We start from the raw sequence: 15,313 nt of genomic DNA, 5'->3' as shown, positions 1-15,313 counted from the left end.
CCAACAAAATGATCCACACGATCCCTGCCTTCGACCGCCTCGGCGAGGAAAACGCATTCGCCGTGCTCGCCCGCGCCACCGCGCTTGCCCAGCAGGGCCGCGACATCGTCAATCTCGGCATTGGTCAGCCGGATTTCCGCACGCCGGGGCACATTGTCGAGGCGGCGATCAAGGCTCTGCGCGACGGCCATCATGGCTACACGCCCGCCACCGGTCTTCTGCCCACGCGTGAAGCCGTCGCGCGTCGCACATTGACGACCACCGGCATCGAGATTTCACCGGACAATGTGATGATCCTGCCGGGCGGCAAGCCGACCATGTTCGCCGCCATCCTGATGTTCGGAGAGCCAGGCACGGATATTCTTTATCCGGACCCCGGTTTCCCGATCTACCGGTCGATGATCGAATTCACCGGCGCGCGGCCCGTGCCGGTGCCGATCCGTGAGGAAAACGGCTTTGCTTTCTCGGCCGAGGAGACACTGGCGTTGATCACGCCGGCCACCCGGCTGCTCATTCTCAATTCACCGGCCAATCCGACTGGCGGCGTTACCCCGCGCGCCGAGATCGAGAAACTGGTGAAGGGACTGGAGAAGCATCCGCACGTCGCCATCCTCTCCGACGAGATCTATGACGTGATGACCTATGACGGCGAGGCACACACGTCCCTGCTCCAGTTTCCGGCAATCCGCGACAGGCTGATCGTGCTCAACGGCTGGTCGAAGACCTGGGCCATGACAGGCTGGCGTATGGGTTGGTCGATCTGGCCGAACGGGGAGCGGGGTGCGCATCTCTACGACAAGGTGCGCAAGCTTGCGGTCAACTGCTGGTCCTGCGTGAATGCGCCAAGCCAATATGCCGGCATCGCCGCCATAGATGGACCTCAGGATGAGGTCGCGACCATGATGCGAGCCTTCGACCGTCGTCGCAAGCTGGTGGTCGAAGGCCTGAACACGCTGCCGGGTATTTCGTGTATCGCGCCAAAAGGAGCCTTCTACGCGTTCCCCAACATCTCGGGCACCGGTTGGGAGGCCAAGAAGCTGGCCACGGCGCTGCTGGAGCAAGCCGGCGTGGCGTTGATCGGAGGACCGGATTTCGGCGTGCTCGGCGAAGGCTATATGCGGCTGTCCTATGCCAATTCGGAAGAGAACATTCTTCGCGCGCTGGAGCGCATCGGTAGCTTCCTCGCAGCGAACGCCAAGCCCGAGGAGGCCACGACATGAGACGCATCGTCGCCATCGGGTTTGCGGCTTTCGCCTTGCTTGGCGCGACCATCCTTCCCAGCCTTGCCGACGAGCCGGTCAGGGCCTGCGGCGGCATAAGGGGTCTCACCTGCGATGCCGGCCAGTTCTGCGAATTTCCTGCCGAAACCCAATGCGGCCACGCCGACCGCATGGGGATCTGCATGCCCAGACCTGAGGTTTGCACGGAGGAATATCGGCCGGTCTGCGGATGCGACGGCAAGACCTATGGCAATGACTGCGCACGCCGCGCGGCAGGGACCGCCAGGCTCAAGGATGGGGAATGCTGACCGTTCACCCTCATGAGCGAGGACGGAGAGTGCCTAACCCCGTCCCACCAGTGGCATCTTGGTTGCCATCACCGTCATGAACAGCACGTTGGCATCGAGCGGCAGGCCGGCCATATAGACAACCGCTTCCGCCACGCGCTCGACATCCATCACCGCTTCCGCGGCAATCGTACCATTGGCTTGCGGCACCCCTACCGTCATCGGCACGGCCATGTCGGTCAGTGCATTGCCGATATCGATCTGCCCACAGGCGATGTCGAAGGGGCGGCCATCGAGCGCCAGTGTTTTGGTGAGGCCGCTGATCGCATGTTTCGTGGCCGTGTATGGCACGGAACCCGGTCGTGGCGCCTGCGCCGAAACCGAGCCGTTGTTGATGATGCGGCCGCCCATCGGTGCTTGCCGGCGCATGGCGGCAAAGGCCGCGCGAGCGCACAGGAATGAGCCGGTCAGATTGACCGCCACGACATCATTCCAGACCTCGACCGGAATTTCATCGATCGGCGTCGACTTGTATCCCATGCCCGCATTGTTGAAGAGCAGGTCAACACGCCCGAAGGTTGCGACGGCTTCCCCGAACAGGGCTTCGACCTGGTCTGGTTGGGTGATATCGCACGCCACCGCCAGTGCACGAGCCTCGGTTTTGCCGGCACCCGCGATCGCCTCATCCAGCAGTGCCTTGCGACGACCGCAGAACACCGTGTTCCAGCCCTCCTTCAGCAGCGCTGTTGCCACGCTCCTGCCGATGCCGGTGCCAGCGCCCGTGACGATTGCAGTGCCTCTGATTGCCATGTCGACCTCCTGGAAAGAAAGAGGCATGGCAAACGACGCCTTCGATGACAAGCGCCAGCAGAGCCGGAATAATTGGGGAGCAACAAAAAAGGGCGGTCATTGGCGACCGCCCCGATCTGAACCAGCTTGGGAGGAGGAAAGCCGATCCGACTAGTTAAAATGATGCGCCTGACTGGTTAACGAAAGGTTAGCAGCAACGCCGTCCCGGTCGTGGCAACGCCTACCACTTGGTATTGGCGCCGGATGCCGGCACGGGTTCCTTCGCTGCCGAAACAGTCGCCTCGATATGGTCGACCAGCTTGTCGTCCAGGCCGAGCCGTCCAGCCAGCATGTCGAGATAGCCACGCTCGGCACGCGTGTCCGGCTCGATGGCCAGGCGCGAGGCCGTGTAAAGCTCGATCTTCTGCGCCTCGTTCCTGGCAGCCGAGGCGAGTGCATCAACGTCGGCTGGCGCGGCCAAGGCTTCCTTCAAGAACTCCGTCGCCTCGGCGCCGAGACCGGAAAGGCTGACCTTGTTGATGATCTTGCCGCGCTCTTCCTCATCGATGCGTCCGTCGGCCTTGGCGGCGGCGATCATGGCGCGCACGATGGTGAGCGCGAACTCACCCTCGCCTTGCGGCGCCTGCGCCGGATCGAAGCTGTCACCGGCCGGCGGCGGCAGCAGTTCCGGCTGCTTCGCGGCTTCGGCCGGCTGCTGGCCGGCCTTGTAGTTCTGGTAGGCCTTGTAGGCGAGACCGCCAATGGCAGCGAGACCGCCGAGCTTCACTGCGGTACCGGTAACCTGACGCCCGGCGCCGGTGCCGAGCAGCACGGCGGCAAGCGCACCAGCGGCAAGCGGATTGTCCTTGGCCATCTGCACGGCCTGGCCCGCCTTGTCGCGCACCGTTCCGGTAGTTCCAGGAACCTGTGAACTCAGGAGATCGTCGAGCAGTTTCTTGGGGTCGAACATCAATGGCTCCAGCTAGAGCAATTCCAACAAAAGCGTTGGTTGGAATTGCGTAAAAACAAAAGTTAGAGCGTTTCCGCGTTCCCGTGAAAAAACGGAAGCGCTCTAGGCTCGGCGGTTGATCCCCGCAGAGGTAGGCGCGCAAAGGCAACATTACAATGACGTTCTAAAACCCGACCCCGCCAGGCAGGCGATAAAAGCCCTTCTAGCTGCCGATGTGCCGGCGCTCGCCGCGCTGGTCCGCCAGTTCCACCTGGCGATGACGTTCGGCATAGCGGGCGCGATCCTCATCGCTGCGCGCTTCATAGCAATGCGGGCAGGAGACACCTGGCTGATACTGCTGCGATATCCGCTCCTCAGGGGTCAGTGGATGCCGGCAAGCCCGGCACAACTCCGCCTCCCCTTCTTCGAGCCCATGCGAGACCGAGACACGTTCGTCGAAGACGAAACACTCGCCCTTCCAGAGGCTCTCTTCCTGCGGCACATCCTCCAGATACTTCAGGATGCCGCCCTTGAGATGGAACACATCGTCAAAGCCGAGCGACTTAACATAGGCCGTCGCCTTCTCGCAGCGTATGCCGCCAGTGCAGAACATGGCGATCTTCTTGCCTTCGAGTTCCGCACTGTGTTCGCGCGCCCATTGCGGAAACTCGCGAAAACTCTTGGTGTGAGGGTCGATGGCGTTCTTGAATGTGCCCAGTGTCACCTCGTAGTCGTTGCGCGTGTCGATGACGACTGTATCAGGATCGGAGATCAAGGCGTTCCAGTCGGCCGCGTCGACATAGCTGCCAGCGGCGCGAAGCGGATCGATGTCCTCCACGCCCATGGTGACGATTTCTCGCTTCAGCCGCACCTTCATGCGATGGAACGGCATTTCGGCGGCTGCGGAATATTTGACCTCCAGGCCGGCGAATTCAGGCATCGCCTCCAGATGCGTGATGAGTTCCGCAATGGCTTCTTCGCTGCCGGCGACGGTGCCATTGATGCCTTCGCGTGCCAGAAGCAGCGTGCCCTTGATGTCACGTCCGCAACAGAAAGCGGCCAGCGGCTGACGCAGCGCCTCGTAGCCATCGAGACGTACAAAACGATAAAGCGCTGCGACGCGGAAAGGAGAAACGGACAGGTTCATGTCCGTTGCCGTACCGCCTTGCCCGATGATTTTCAATGTAGGCCGGAAAGGTCAAGGATTACAGGCGCATCACCTGCTCCAAGCGATGGTCCGATTACGCAAATGTTCATCCGCGGCCGCTAGGGTCGTTTGAATGGCTCCCGTCTCGGGGAGTGAGGGTCGCATGTTCAGCAAGCATACAGCGGACGAAATTGAAAAGGCAGCGCGGGAGTTCGGGCTGGAGCCCAAGGCGCTGCTTGCCATTGCCGAGATTGAAAGTGCCGGCCAGGTTTTTGCCAGGATCGACGGACGCAACGAACCTTTGATCCGTTTTGAGGGACATTATTTCGATCGCCGGCTTGCTGAGGACAGACGGGAAACGGCGCGAGCCGCGGGTCTTGCCTCTCCCGTTGCAGGCGAGATAGCCAATCCGCGCAGCCAGGCTGCGCGCTGGCAGCTCATCGAACGGGCAGCGGAGATCGACCGGCAGGCGGCCTACGAATCAACTTCCTGGGGGTTGGGCCAGGTCATGGGTGCGCACTGGCAATGGCTGGGCTTCGATACGGTCGACGGCCTCGTCGAAGAAGCACGCTCCGGAGCCGCCGGCCAGGCCCGGCTGATGGCGCGCTATATCGACAGATCGGGACTTGCCACGGCACTCAACGCCCATGATTGGGAAGCCGTTGGCCATGGCTACAACGGCCCCGGCTTCGCCAAGAACGGCTACCACCTGAAACTGGCGGAAGCCTACAGGCAGCAGGTGGAGGGACCCGCGCCTGGCGACCGGCTGATGAAGATCGGCTCACGGGGTGAACTGGTCACCGAATTGCAGGAAGCTCTGGTTGCCCTGGACTACGTCGTCGACACGGATGGCATCTATGGTCCCGGCACGGCCAGCGCTGTGCGCAGATTTCAGCAAGAACATGGTCTCGCCGCCGACGGCATTGCCGGTCGGGCTACCCAGGCAGCAATCGGCCATGCATTGCGGGCAGCCAAGGGCCGGTCCTCCTTCTGGAACTGGCTTGCGCGACTTGTCAGCACGATTTTCAGGTCGCACCGAGCCTGACCTGCTGATGCCAACCGCTCCAACACAGTGTCATCATGACACCGTAGACTCAAAAAACACCGTCTGTTAAATCGATTGAAAACAGCAAGGAAGCGCGACGTCATGACCAGCAAAACCCAGAAACTTCTTTCGCTGCTCGATGGCCAGCCAGTCATCCCCGTAATCAAGATTGCCGACGCCAGGGACGCGGTGCCGTTGGCACGCGCGCTGGCGCGCGGCGGTCTCAGGGCGATCGAAATCACCCTGCGCACCGACGCCGCGCTTGAGGCAATCCATCGCGCGGCGGCAGAGGTCGAAGAAGCGATCGTCGGTGCCGGCACCATCTTGAATGCGCGGCAGTTCGAGGAGGCATCCAAGGCCGGCTCGCAATTCATCGTCAGCCCCGGCATCACAAGCCAGTTGCTGTCCGCCGCCGCTGACAGCCCGGTGCCGCTGCTGCCGGGGGCGATCACGCCCGGCGAAATCATGGCCGCGCGGGAGGCCGGGCTCGACTTCCTGAAGTTCTTCCCTGCAGAGCAGGCAGGTGGGGCAGCCTTTCTAAAGGCATTGGCCTCGCCGATTGCCGATGTGAAATTCTGCCCCACCGGCGGCATCGGCGCCAAGAACGCAACCGATTATCTCAGCCTTCCCAACGTGATCTGCGTCGGCGGCTCCTGGGTTGCACCCGACGAGATGGTCAAGGCCGGGGATTGGGCTGGTATCGAGGCTCTGGCACGCGAAGCCAGCAAGCTGCGCAAATCCTAACTCTTTGTTATTACGCAATTCCAGGAAAACCGTTGCACGCTTTTCCTGGAATTGCTGTAGAGCCAGCCCGTCTGCAGCATGCTAAAAACGAAAACCGCGCCATATGGCGCGGTTTTCGCATTTCAGAACCCTACGATCTATTTGGTCGGGAAGCGTGCGACCGACATGAACTTCACCGCGGTCCCGGTGAAGCGGTTCGAATCCGCCATTTCGTTGGCGGTCTGGAAGCCGGCCGTATAGACCTCGCTCGGCGCCGTGCGAACCACGTTGTAAGCCATGCGCGGCGCCGTGGTGGAATCGGTCACCTTGGCGATCTGCTCATTGCCCTGGAGGGCCCAGCGCGCCACTTTTGGCGCCGCCGGAACAACCACCGACTTGTGATCGGGCTTGGCGTCCTGCGCATTGGCACGCGCTGCCTTGCGTGTCGTCTTCACATTGCCGCCCATCGCCGCAGCCGGGTCGGATCCGGCCGGACGGCTTGCCACGACAGCGCGCGGGGTTGCCGCATCGACACCGGAGGGGTCGTTGAAAGCCGAACGCGAGGTCGGCAGAGCCGCAACCTGATAAGTGTCGGTCGACGCTTGCTCCAGGACCGCCTTGACCTCGTCAGGACGTTGGGTTGGCAGCATGGCCAACGCGTCGGTCGCCGTCTGTTGCCCGTCACGCTTGGCGGTATCGGCCAGCGCGAGCAGCACCGATTCCTGGTTGGGCTCAGCTGCGCCAGGCGTCTTGGGACGGCGTGTCGGCAACGGAACATTGCCGGCAACAGCCTGCACGCCAGCAACCGACGTGGTTTCGGCAATCGGTGCAGGCGCATTGGGATCAGCCATGCCGAAAGGCACGTTTTCCGGTGGAACCGGCGCGGCAGCCGCCACGACGACAGGCTGTTCTGCCTGCTCGACGGCAGAAGCGTCGGCGACACCGAACGGAACGGTTTCAGGTGTCGGCGCTGCTGCAATGCCCACATCCGCCTTCGGACGCGGCGCGGCACCCGGCACTGGCACCGAACGCGCCGGCAATGCGGCAAGGATCGTTTCCGGTGTCTGCTTCGGCTCTTCAGCCATCTGCGGCTCTTCCGGCTCGGTAGCGGCCGGCATGTCGATGCGCTGTGCGTTCTCGGGCGAGACGATGGCGATGCCCGGCAGGCTGCTCTTGGCCGATGCGGCTGGCTTCATCGCGGCCTTCGGCTTGGGCGCCGGCGCCATGGCGACATCGGCCGAATCGTCTTCCTCGTCCTCGCCACCGCCAAAGAAAGCGGCAAGGAACCCGCCCGACTTGTGGGTCGAGCCGCCAGCGCTGGCGAGTTCGATGTTGGGCGTACCATTGGATTTGCGCGCCTTGTAGGAAGCCATCGCCTGCTCATAACCAGGCAACGGCCGGCCGTCGCTCGGCACGTGCAGCGTCTTGCCGTTCGGGAACAGGCGCGCCAGTTCCTGGCGGCTGATACCCGGCCAGTGGCGCACATTGCCGACGTCCATATGCACGAAAGGCGAGCCGGAAGTCGGATAATAGCCGACGCCGCCGCCCTGCATCTTGAGGCCGATGTCGCGCAGCTTCTTCAGCGGCACGCCTTCGATGTAGAAATCCATCGCCTTGCCGAGGATATGCTGGCTTTTCTCGGCAACGCCGCTGCGGCGGCTGCGCGATTTCAGCATGGCATTGGTGGAGGGCGCGCGATAGCCGCAGATCACCTGGATGTAGCCACGCGAACCGCTCTGCCGATAGGCTTCCCACACCAGATCCATCAGGCGCGGATCCATCTTCGTCGGCTCGTTGCGACGCCAGTCGCGCAGGAAGAAATTCAGTTTCTTGAGGCCAGCCTGGTCGTAGCGGCCGTTCCGCTTGAAGACGATCTCGTCAACCTCGCCGGTGTGCAGGTTGCGCAGCTTCAGCGCGCGAACCTCGGCGCTGGCGGTTCCTGCCGAGACGGCCAGCAGCCCCGCAGCCATAACCGCGCCGGTCAGCCACTTCTGCCAGACGCTCAACGAGGATGGACGCCTGTTCTGGTGTCGTTCGATTCTGCTCAAATCAAATGGCCTTGCAGACTGCCGTTTGTCCCCGGATTTGATCAAACGGATGCGGTTGGATTCACACCCGATAATCGATCCTAATGGTTAATCGACGCTTATTGAAGCTGAAATGCGGTAACACCATGGCGATATCCCGCCCAAAATGCTGCGCCTCAACTCGTGGTAAACCACTGGTTTAAACCAGGAAACTCACCCGAAGCTTGCGCGGGATTCAGGAAGCCATTTTTTCCGCGCGCCCGGTTTCCGGGTCAATGCCGTACTCCTTGAGTTTTCTGTACAGTGTAGAGCGGCCAATGCCAAGCCGTCTGGCCACCTCGCTCATCTGGCCATTGTAGTGATCGATGGCGAGCCGGATCATCTCCAGTTCGACCGCGGCAAGCGAACGGACATTGCCGCGCTCGTCCAGCGCGGTCAGCGTGCCGAACCTTGGTTCAACCCTCGGCATACGATCGCTGACGACCTCCCCGGCAATGGGTCGCTCACGAGGCAGTGCTGGTTCGATCTCATCGGGCAGATCGGGCACAACCGACGGCGCCGCGGCTTCGAGCACCACCGTGCCTTCCACCTGGGCACGGATCTGCGGAAACTCCTCCGGGGTCAGCACCTCGCCCTCAACGAGCACGGATGCCCGATAGATGGCATTTTCCAGCTGGCGGATATTGCCCGGCCAATCATAGGCCTGGAGCATGGCAAGGGCGGCGTCCGATAGGGTGAGGCGACGGCGCGGAGCGACGGGCGACACCTTGTCCATGAAATGCCGGGCAAGAAAGGGGATGTCTTCCTTGCGACGACGCAAAGGCGGCACCAGGATCGGGAAGACGTTGAGCCGATAGAACAAATCCTCGCGGAAACGGCTGTCCTTCACCTGCTGCAGCAGATCGCGATGAGTAGCCGAGATAAGGCGGATATCGACCTTGACGGTAGCGCGGGCGCCGACCGGGTCGACTTCGCCTTCCTGCACCGCACGCAGGAGCTTCACCTGTACATCGAGGGGCAGGTCACCGATTTCGTCCAGGAACAGCGTCCCGGTATGCGCCTCGACGAACTTGCCGGTGTGCTTTTCGGTGGCGCCCGTGAAAGAGCCTTTCTCATGACCGAACAGGATTGATTCGACGAGATTGTCGGGAATGGCACCGCAATTGACGGTGACGAACGGTTTTGACTTGCGATCGCTGCTGCCCTGGATGGCTCGGGCCACCATTTCCTTGCCGACGCCGGACTCGCCTTCGATCAGGATCGGGATCGACGACCCCGCCGCTTTCTGGCCAAGCCGGATCACTCGCTCCATCGACGAGCTGCGCGTGGCGAGGTCCTTGAAAGTGAGCGTCTGGCCAAGACGGCGCGACGATCGCTTCACCGCGACCTCGACCTCCTCCACCTTGAGCGCACTGGTGATCGCCGCGTTCAGGCGCTCCGGCGAGGCCGGCTTGACGACAAAATCGAAGGCGCCATGACGCATTGCGTTCACCACGGTCTCGATGCCGCCTTGCGCGGTCTGCACGATGACAGGGATATGGATGTCGCGGTCGCGCATGGCCTGCAGGACCGCAATGCCGTCCATGCCGGGCATGGCAAGGTCGAGCACCACGACAGAAACCTCGCGTGCATCGGGCCCGTCCATGACGGCAAGGCCGGCTTCGCCGTTTTCAGCAGTGAGTGCTGAATGGCCGAAACGACCGACCGCAGCCTCCACAAGCCTGCGCTGAACCGGGTCGTCATCGACGATGAGGATCGAACCTGTCATGAGTGTTGCGAATTCGCCCCTGCTCCGCGCCTTATCCTATGGATCATCTTGGCACAGGGTTCTAAATAAGCTTTCAAAAAAGCCGGTGAACGAATTGCTTAGAAATTGATCGGCTTCGCGCGACATTTCCGGAAGGTATTGAAATGCATACTTTTTTCGGCCGGCTGCATGCACCGGCCCAGTCCGGTCGCAAGGCTCTGGAGCTCGGCAACCTGCCTGAGTGGAATCTTGCCGACCTCTATCCCGGCATGGATGCCCCGGAACTGCGGCGCGACATCGACAAGGCCGGTGCCGATGCGATCGCCTTTGAGAGCCGCTGGAAGGGCACGCTGGCAGCGGAGGCGGCACGCGGCGCCGAGGGCAAGCTCGGCGAGGCGCTGAAGGCTTATGAGGCTCTGGAGGAGCTTGTCGGCAAGATCGTCTCCTATGCCGGCCTTGTCTATGCTGGCGACACCTCCGACCCGCAGCGTGCGAAGCTTTACGGCGACGTGCAGGAAAAGATGACGGACGCATCTTCGCATCTGCTGTTCTTCGGCCTGGAATTGAACCTCGTCGAGGACCGGGCGATCGAACAGGCGCTCGATGCCGACCCGGCTTTCGGCCACTACCGGCCCTGGGTCCTGGATCTGAGGAAGGACAAACCCTTCCAGCTGGAAGACCGCATCGAGCAGTTGTTCCACGAAAAGTCGGTCACCGGCCGCGGGGCCTGGAACCGCCTGTTCGACGAGACGATGACGGAACTGCGTTTCGACATTGATGGCGAAAAGCTCACTCTGGAACCGACGCTGAACAGGCTGCAGGATGCGGATGGCGCGGTCCGCCGTCAGGCTTCGGAAGCACTGGCTGCCACCTTCGCCAAGAACCTGCGCACGTTCACGCTGATCACCAACACCCTGGCCAAGGACAAGGAGATTTCCGACCGCTGGCGTGGTTTCGAGGATATCGCGGACTCGCGGCATCTCGCCAACCGCGTCGAGCGCAGCGTCGTGGATGCGCTGGCGAGCGCCGTTCGCGATGCGTATCCGCGCCTTTCGCACCGCTATTATCGCATGAAGGCGCGCTGGCTCGGCATGGACGAGATGAACCACTGGGACCGCAACGCGCCGTTGCCCGAAACGCCTCAAGCGACCATACCGTGGGACGAAGCCAGGAACACCGTTCTGTCAGCCTATCACCGCTTCTCCCCGGAGATGGCGGACATTGCGCGCCACTTTTTCGACCGCAACTGGATCGACGCGCCGGTACGGCCCGGCAAATCGCCCGGCGCCTTCGCGCATCCCACGGTGCCGTCCGCGCATCCTTATGTGCTGCTGAACTACATGGGCAAGCCGCGCGACGTGATGACGCTCGCGCACGAACTCGGCCATGGCGTGCATCAGGTTCTGGCCGGCGGTCAGGGTGCCTTGATGGCCTCCACACCGCTCACCCTGGCGGAAACCGCCTCGGTGTTTGGCGAAATGCTGACCTTCCGTTCCTTGCTCGACAAGACCGAGGACCGGCGCGAGCGCAAAGCCATGCTTGCCCAGAAGGTGGAGGACATGATCAACACGGTCGTGCGCCAGATCGCCTTCTACGAATTCGAGCGCAAGGTGCACACCGAGCGCAAGAACGGCGAACTGACCTCCGACCAGCTCGGCAAGTTCTGGCTGGAAGTGCAGGCCGAGAGCCTGGGGCCGGCGATCAAGCTGCGCGAGGGCTACGAGACCTTCTGGACCTATATCCCGCACTTCATTCATTCGCCGTTCTACGTCTACGCCTACGCCTTCGGCGACTGCCTGGTGAACTCGCTCTATGCGGTCTACCAGAACGCCGAACGCGGCTTCCAGGAGAAGTATTTCGACATGCTGCGCGCCGGCGGCACCAAGCACCATTCCGAGCTTCTGAAGCCGTTCGGCCTGGATGCCAGCGACCCGGCGTTCTGGCAGATCGGGCTCGGCGTCATCTCCAACCTGATCGACGAATTGGAAGCACTGGACTAACGCATTTCCGCTTTTCTCCCAAAAGCGGGAATGCTCCAACTCTTTGTTTTTACGCAATTCCGGACGAAAACCCGCTAAACACTTTTTCTGGAATTGCTCGAAGGCGCCCGCGTTCGGCTTCATGCACGAACCTGAAAGTCGGAAGCGATTTTCGGGATCAGGCGCAAGATGGCGGAGCGTGACAGGGTTGGGGGTACACGGTAAATTGACGGCAGCCCCTTTCGCACTTTTCCGCGACGACCCGGCTGGTCGCGACGTGCTGTTCGAAGAGCCTTCGGCACTGATCGTTGCCGATAGCCCGCAGGATTTCGAACATGCGCTGGAACAGGCAGAGACCGCACGCCGCCACGGCAAATGGCTGGCCGGCTATTTTTCCTATGAGGCCGGTTATCTGCTCGAGTCCAAGTTGAAGCCGCTGCTGCCCGAGGGCCGACGTGCACCGCTGGTCGCACTCGGCGTCTTCGACGGACCGTCCGATCGCATCCAGCCGTCGGTCGAGCCCGCCACCAACGGCCCGATCTTCGACGCCAGGGCGCAATGGTCTTATGAAGACTATGAAAAGCGCTTTGCACGGCTGCATCTGCATCTGCGCAAGGGCGATTGTTACCAGGGCAACCTCACCTTTCCCGTCAAGGCGCAATGGTCGGGGGATCCGCTCGACGCCTTCAACGCGCTGATTGCGCGCCAGCCGGTGAAATATGGCGCGCTCGTTTCCCTGGCGGGTCCGACGGTGCTGTCGCGCTCGCCGGAACTGTTCTTCCAGGTGGACGGCGACGGCTGGATCGAGACGCATCCGATGAAGGGCACAGCGCCGCGCGGCAACACGCCGGAGGAGGATGCCGCCCTCAAGGAATTCCTGCGCAACGACGAGAAGAACCAGGCGGAAAACCGCATGATCGTCGACCTGTTGCGCAACGATATCTCGTTGATTTCCGAAGTCGGCACGCTCGATGTGCCGGACCTGTTCCGCATCGAGAGCTATCCGACCGTGCATCAATTGGTCTCGACGGTGCGGGCCCGGCTGCTGCCCGATCTTACCATCCGGGACATTTTTGCCGCCCTCTTTCCCTGCGGCTCGATCACCGGAGCGCCAAAGATCCGCGCCATGGAAATCCTGTGCGAACTGGAACAGACCCCACGCGACGCCTATTGCGGCGCCATCGGCTGGATAGCGCCAAACGGGACGATGCGGTTTTCGGTCGCCATCCGGACCATCTCGCTCTTTGCCAATGGCGAGGCCGTCTACAATGTCGGTGGCGGCGTTGTGTTCGATTCCACGGCGGAGGAGGAGTATGAAGAGTGCCTGCTGAAAGCCCGCTTCGCGACGGGAACGCTCCCGGCATCTCGCTGATCGAGACACTGCGCTGGGAGCCTGGAACCGGCTTCCTGCGTCTCGACCGCCATCTTGCCCGACTGGGAGCCTCGGCAGAAGCCCTCGGTTTCCGCCACGACGCCAACGCCGCAAACACCGCATTGCTGAGTGCTGTCAAAGACGCGTCGGCGGCGCAACGCGTGCGCCTTACCCTCGCCGCAAGCGGCAGTGTGGAAGCAACAGCGCAGCCGTTCCAGTTCTTGTCTGTCGGCACCGTCTGGACCTTGCAACTGGCGCAGGCGCAACTCTCCTCCCAGGACACACTGCTGCGCCACAAGACCAGCCGTCGCGACATCTACCAGCAGGCGCGTACAGAATATGCCGCGGCGGACGTCGACGAGGTGTTGCTGGCCAATGAACGCGGTGAAATCTGCGAAGGCACCATCACCAATCTTTTCATCGATTCCGACGATGACAGCCCACTGCTCACGCCTGCGGTTGCCTGTGGTCTGCTGCCAGGCATATTGCGCGGCGAATTGCTGGACCAAGGCAGGGCGCATGAAGCGGTTCTAACCTTGCACGATCTTGTCGCTGCAAAGCGGCTTTACGTTGGGAACTCGCTGCGCGGACTGATCGCGGCAAAACTGCGTCGATAGCCTCCACGCCAACGAGAGGAATACCAATGCCGATATGGCCGTCGGGCCCATCACGAGCCTGTGCGCTGGCCATCCTGATTTCCACGGCACTGGCACTCGGCTTACCCTCGCCGGCGGGAGCACAGCCGGACGTCGGATTGACACCCGACCAGATGCGCGAGGATCTTGTCGTGCTGCGCGACGCGTGGTTGCCGCGCGACAAAAGCTTCAACGACGCCAAGAGACGCGATTTCGACCGCGTGGTCGACGCGGCTTTCGCCGATGCCGGCTCCATGTCTGCTGCGGATTTTGCCCTTGCGGTGCAAAAGGCGGCCGCAACATCCCGCAATGGCCACACCACGGCGGCGATCGGCACGGAATTGCGCCCGCTTCCCGTCCGCGCATGGTGGTTTGCCGATGGCCTCTATGTCGTCAGCACTGACGAAGCCCACAAGGATCTGCTCGGGGCCCGGATAGAGAAGTTCGGCACCTTGTCCAGCGAAGAGGCGCTGATGCGTGTCACGCCCTTCATTTCTGGTACCGGCATGCGGGTGCGCTATCTGAGTGCCGCCTTCCTCACCAGCCCGGACGTGCTGAAAGCAATAGGGGTCAGCCCTGACGACGAGGTGACGCTGACAGTTTCAAAAGACGGCGAGATCAGCGAGAGGACGCTCGCACCGGCTCCAAGTCGCGCTCCTGGCGACGAGCAACAACCGACCAAACGTGTCTATTCGATACTGGTACCGGATGCGCAGGATAGTCCGAAACGCTGGCCGCATGTTCTGGACACCGCAGCAACACATTCACCGGCATACGCCGCCCGCACCGACGTCGAACAGCGTTGGCTCGACCAAGATCAGCACGTGCTCTACATCCGGAGCAATTCGATCAACAGCCTGGGGAAAACGCCTCTTCAACTGAAGTTGGGGGACATCCTCGCCAGATCGGTCGTGGCAAAGCGACCGCATACCGTCATCGTTGACCTGCGCTTCAACAATGGCGGAGACTTCTTCAACACCATCCTCTTTTCTCAGGCGTTACCCAAGCTCATGCCGCGCGGCGGTCAGATCATGGTGCTGGTTGGTCGCGCGACATTTTCGGCAGCGCTCGTCACGGCCGCGATGTTGAAGGGTGCGTCTCAGGACAACGTCATCCTCGTCGGCGAACCGATGGGCGACGATGGCCGCTTCTGGGCTGAAGGCGATGACATCAAGCTTCCGAACTCCGGTATCGAAGTCCACTACAGCGACACTTTCGAAGACTACGAAAATGGCTGCCTCGATCCGGCCGAATGCTATTGGCCAACGGTGGCGTTTGGCCCGCGCAGCATTTCACTGAAGCCCGATGTCCTGGTCGACCCGACATTCGCAGACTACGCGGCCGGCCGCGATCCCGTACTTGAGAAAGCACTCGACCTTGCGAAATGAACACA

At 62.0% G+C, this 15,313-nt stretch carries 13 protein-coding genes; 8 read left to right on the top strand and 5 right to left on the bottom strand.

Features of this window, described 5'->3' with window-relative positions:
• Positions 1 to 8 precede the first annotated feature (8 nt).
• Together ACFJIU_RS01575 and ACFJIU_RS01570 are read left to right on the top strand one after the other, a co-directional pair.
• Positions 9 to 1,220, top strand: a complete 1,212-nt coding sequence (locus tag ACFJIU_RS01575; RefSeq protein WP_379066917.1) for a pyridoxal phosphate-dependent aminotransferase — start codon at positions 9 to 11, stop codon at positions 1,218 to 1,220.
• Complete coding sequence (locus tag ACFJIU_RS01570) at positions 1,217 to 1,528, top strand: Kazal-type serine protease inhibitor family protein (RefSeq protein ID WP_379066916.1); 312 nt, start codon at positions 1,217 to 1,219, stop codon at positions 1,526 to 1,528. Before ACFJIU_RS01575 ends, ACFJIU_RS01570 begins: the two co-directional genes overlap by 4 nt.
• A 33-nt stretch (positions 1,529 to 1,561) precedes the next feature.
• Here the strand turns inward: ACFJIU_RS01570 and ACFJIU_RS01565 are convergent, their stop codons facing one another.
• From ACFJIU_RS01565 to ACFJIU_RS01555, 3 genes are all read right to left on the bottom strand, one after another.
• Positions 1,562 to 2,317, bottom strand: a complete 756-nt coding sequence (locus ACFJIU_RS01565; RefSeq protein WP_379066914.1) for an SDR family oxidoreductase — start codon at positions 2,315 to 2,317, stop codon at positions 1,562 to 1,564.
• 220 nt (positions 2,318 to 2,537) lie between these two features.
• On the bottom strand, positions 2,538 to 3,266 hold the full coding sequence (locus tag ACFJIU_RS01560) for a tellurite resistance TerB family protein (protein WP_379066913.1): 729 nt from the start codon (positions 3,264 to 3,266) through the stop codon (positions 2,538 to 2,540).
• A gap of 202 nt (positions 3,267 to 3,468) precedes the next feature.
• Positions 3,469 to 4,392: a rhodanese-related sulfurtransferase gene (locus ACFJIU_RS01555; protein ID WP_379066911.1), complete on the bottom strand. Its 924-nt coding sequence runs from the start codon at positions 4,390 to 4,392 to the stop codon at positions 3,469 to 3,471.
• Positions 4,393 to 4,555: 163 nt separating this feature from the next.
• Between ACFJIU_RS01555 and ACFJIU_RS01550 the strand changes: the two genes are divergently transcribed.
• Together ACFJIU_RS01550 and ACFJIU_RS01545 are read left to right on the top strand one after the other, a co-directional pair.
• Positions 4,556 to 5,437, top strand: a complete 882-nt coding sequence (locus ACFJIU_RS01550) for an N-acetylmuramidase domain-containing protein (RefSeq protein ID WP_379066910.1) — start codon at positions 4,556 to 4,558, stop codon at positions 5,435 to 5,437.
• Between the two features lie 102 nt (positions 5,438 to 5,539).
• Entirely contained in the window at positions 5,540 to 6,181 is a 642-nt protein-coding gene (locus ACFJIU_RS01545; RefSeq protein WP_379066908.1) for a 2-dehydro-3-deoxy-phosphogluconate aldolase, read from the top strand.
• A gap of 137 nt (positions 6,182 to 6,318) precedes the next feature.
• Here the strand turns inward: ACFJIU_RS01545 and ACFJIU_RS01540 are convergent, their stop codons facing one another.
• Both ACFJIU_RS01540 and ACFJIU_RS01535 read right to left on the bottom strand, forming a co-directional pair.
• A complete protein-coding gene (locus ACFJIU_RS01540) occupies positions 6,319 to 8,130 on the bottom strand; it encodes a DUF882 domain-containing protein (protein WP_379072886.1) in 1,812 nt (603 codons plus the stop codon).
• 292 nt (positions 8,131 to 8,422) lie between these two features.
• Positions 8,423 to 9,955: a sigma-54-dependent transcriptional regulator gene (locus ACFJIU_RS01535; RefSeq protein WP_379066906.1), complete on the bottom strand. Its 1,533-nt coding sequence runs from the start codon at positions 9,953 to 9,955 to the stop codon at positions 8,423 to 8,425.
• A 143-nt stretch (positions 9,956 to 10,098) separates the two neighbouring features.
• Between ACFJIU_RS01535 and ACFJIU_RS01530 the strand changes: the two genes are divergently transcribed.
• From ACFJIU_RS01530 to ACFJIU_RS01515, 4 genes are all read left to right on the top strand, one after another.
• On the top strand, positions 10,099 to 11,934 hold the full coding sequence (locus ACFJIU_RS01530) for a M3 family oligoendopeptidase (RefSeq protein WP_379066904.1): 1,836 nt from the start codon (positions 10,099 to 10,101) through the stop codon (positions 11,932 to 11,934).
• A 205-nt stretch (positions 11,935 to 12,139) separates the two neighbouring features.
• The gene (locus ACFJIU_RS01525) at positions 12,140 to 13,285 is read left to right on the top strand and encodes an aminodeoxychorismate synthase component I (protein WP_379066902.1); all 1,146 of its coding nucleotides are present in this window, start codon (positions 12,140 to 12,142) and stop codon (positions 13,283 to 13,285) included.
• Positions 13,234 to 13,902 (top strand): aminotransferase class IV family protein, encoded by a 669-nt coding sequence (locus ACFJIU_RS01520; RefSeq protein ID WP_379066901.1) that lies wholly within the window; start codon positions 13,234 to 13,236, stop codon positions 13,900 to 13,902. The genes ACFJIU_RS01525 and ACFJIU_RS01520 overlap by 52 nt, the downstream gene beginning before the upstream one ends.
• Positions 13,903 to 13,928: 26 nt before the next feature.
• Positions 13,929 to 15,308 carry a peptidase S41 gene (locus ACFJIU_RS01515; RefSeq protein WP_379066899.1) on the top strand — a complete coding sequence of 460 codons (1,380 nt, stop codon included), beginning with the start codon at positions 13,929 to 13,931 and terminating at the stop codon, positions 15,306 to 15,308.
• Positions 15,309 to 15,313 lie beyond the last annotated feature (5 nt).

It is taken from the genome of Mesorhizobium sp. UC74_2 (assembly GCF_042701485.1).
Taxonomy (GTDB): domain Bacteria; phylum Pseudomonadota; class Alphaproteobacteria; order Rhizobiales; family Rhizobiaceae; genus Mesorhizobium.
This window is presented reverse-complemented; position numbering and strand designations above follow the sequence as displayed.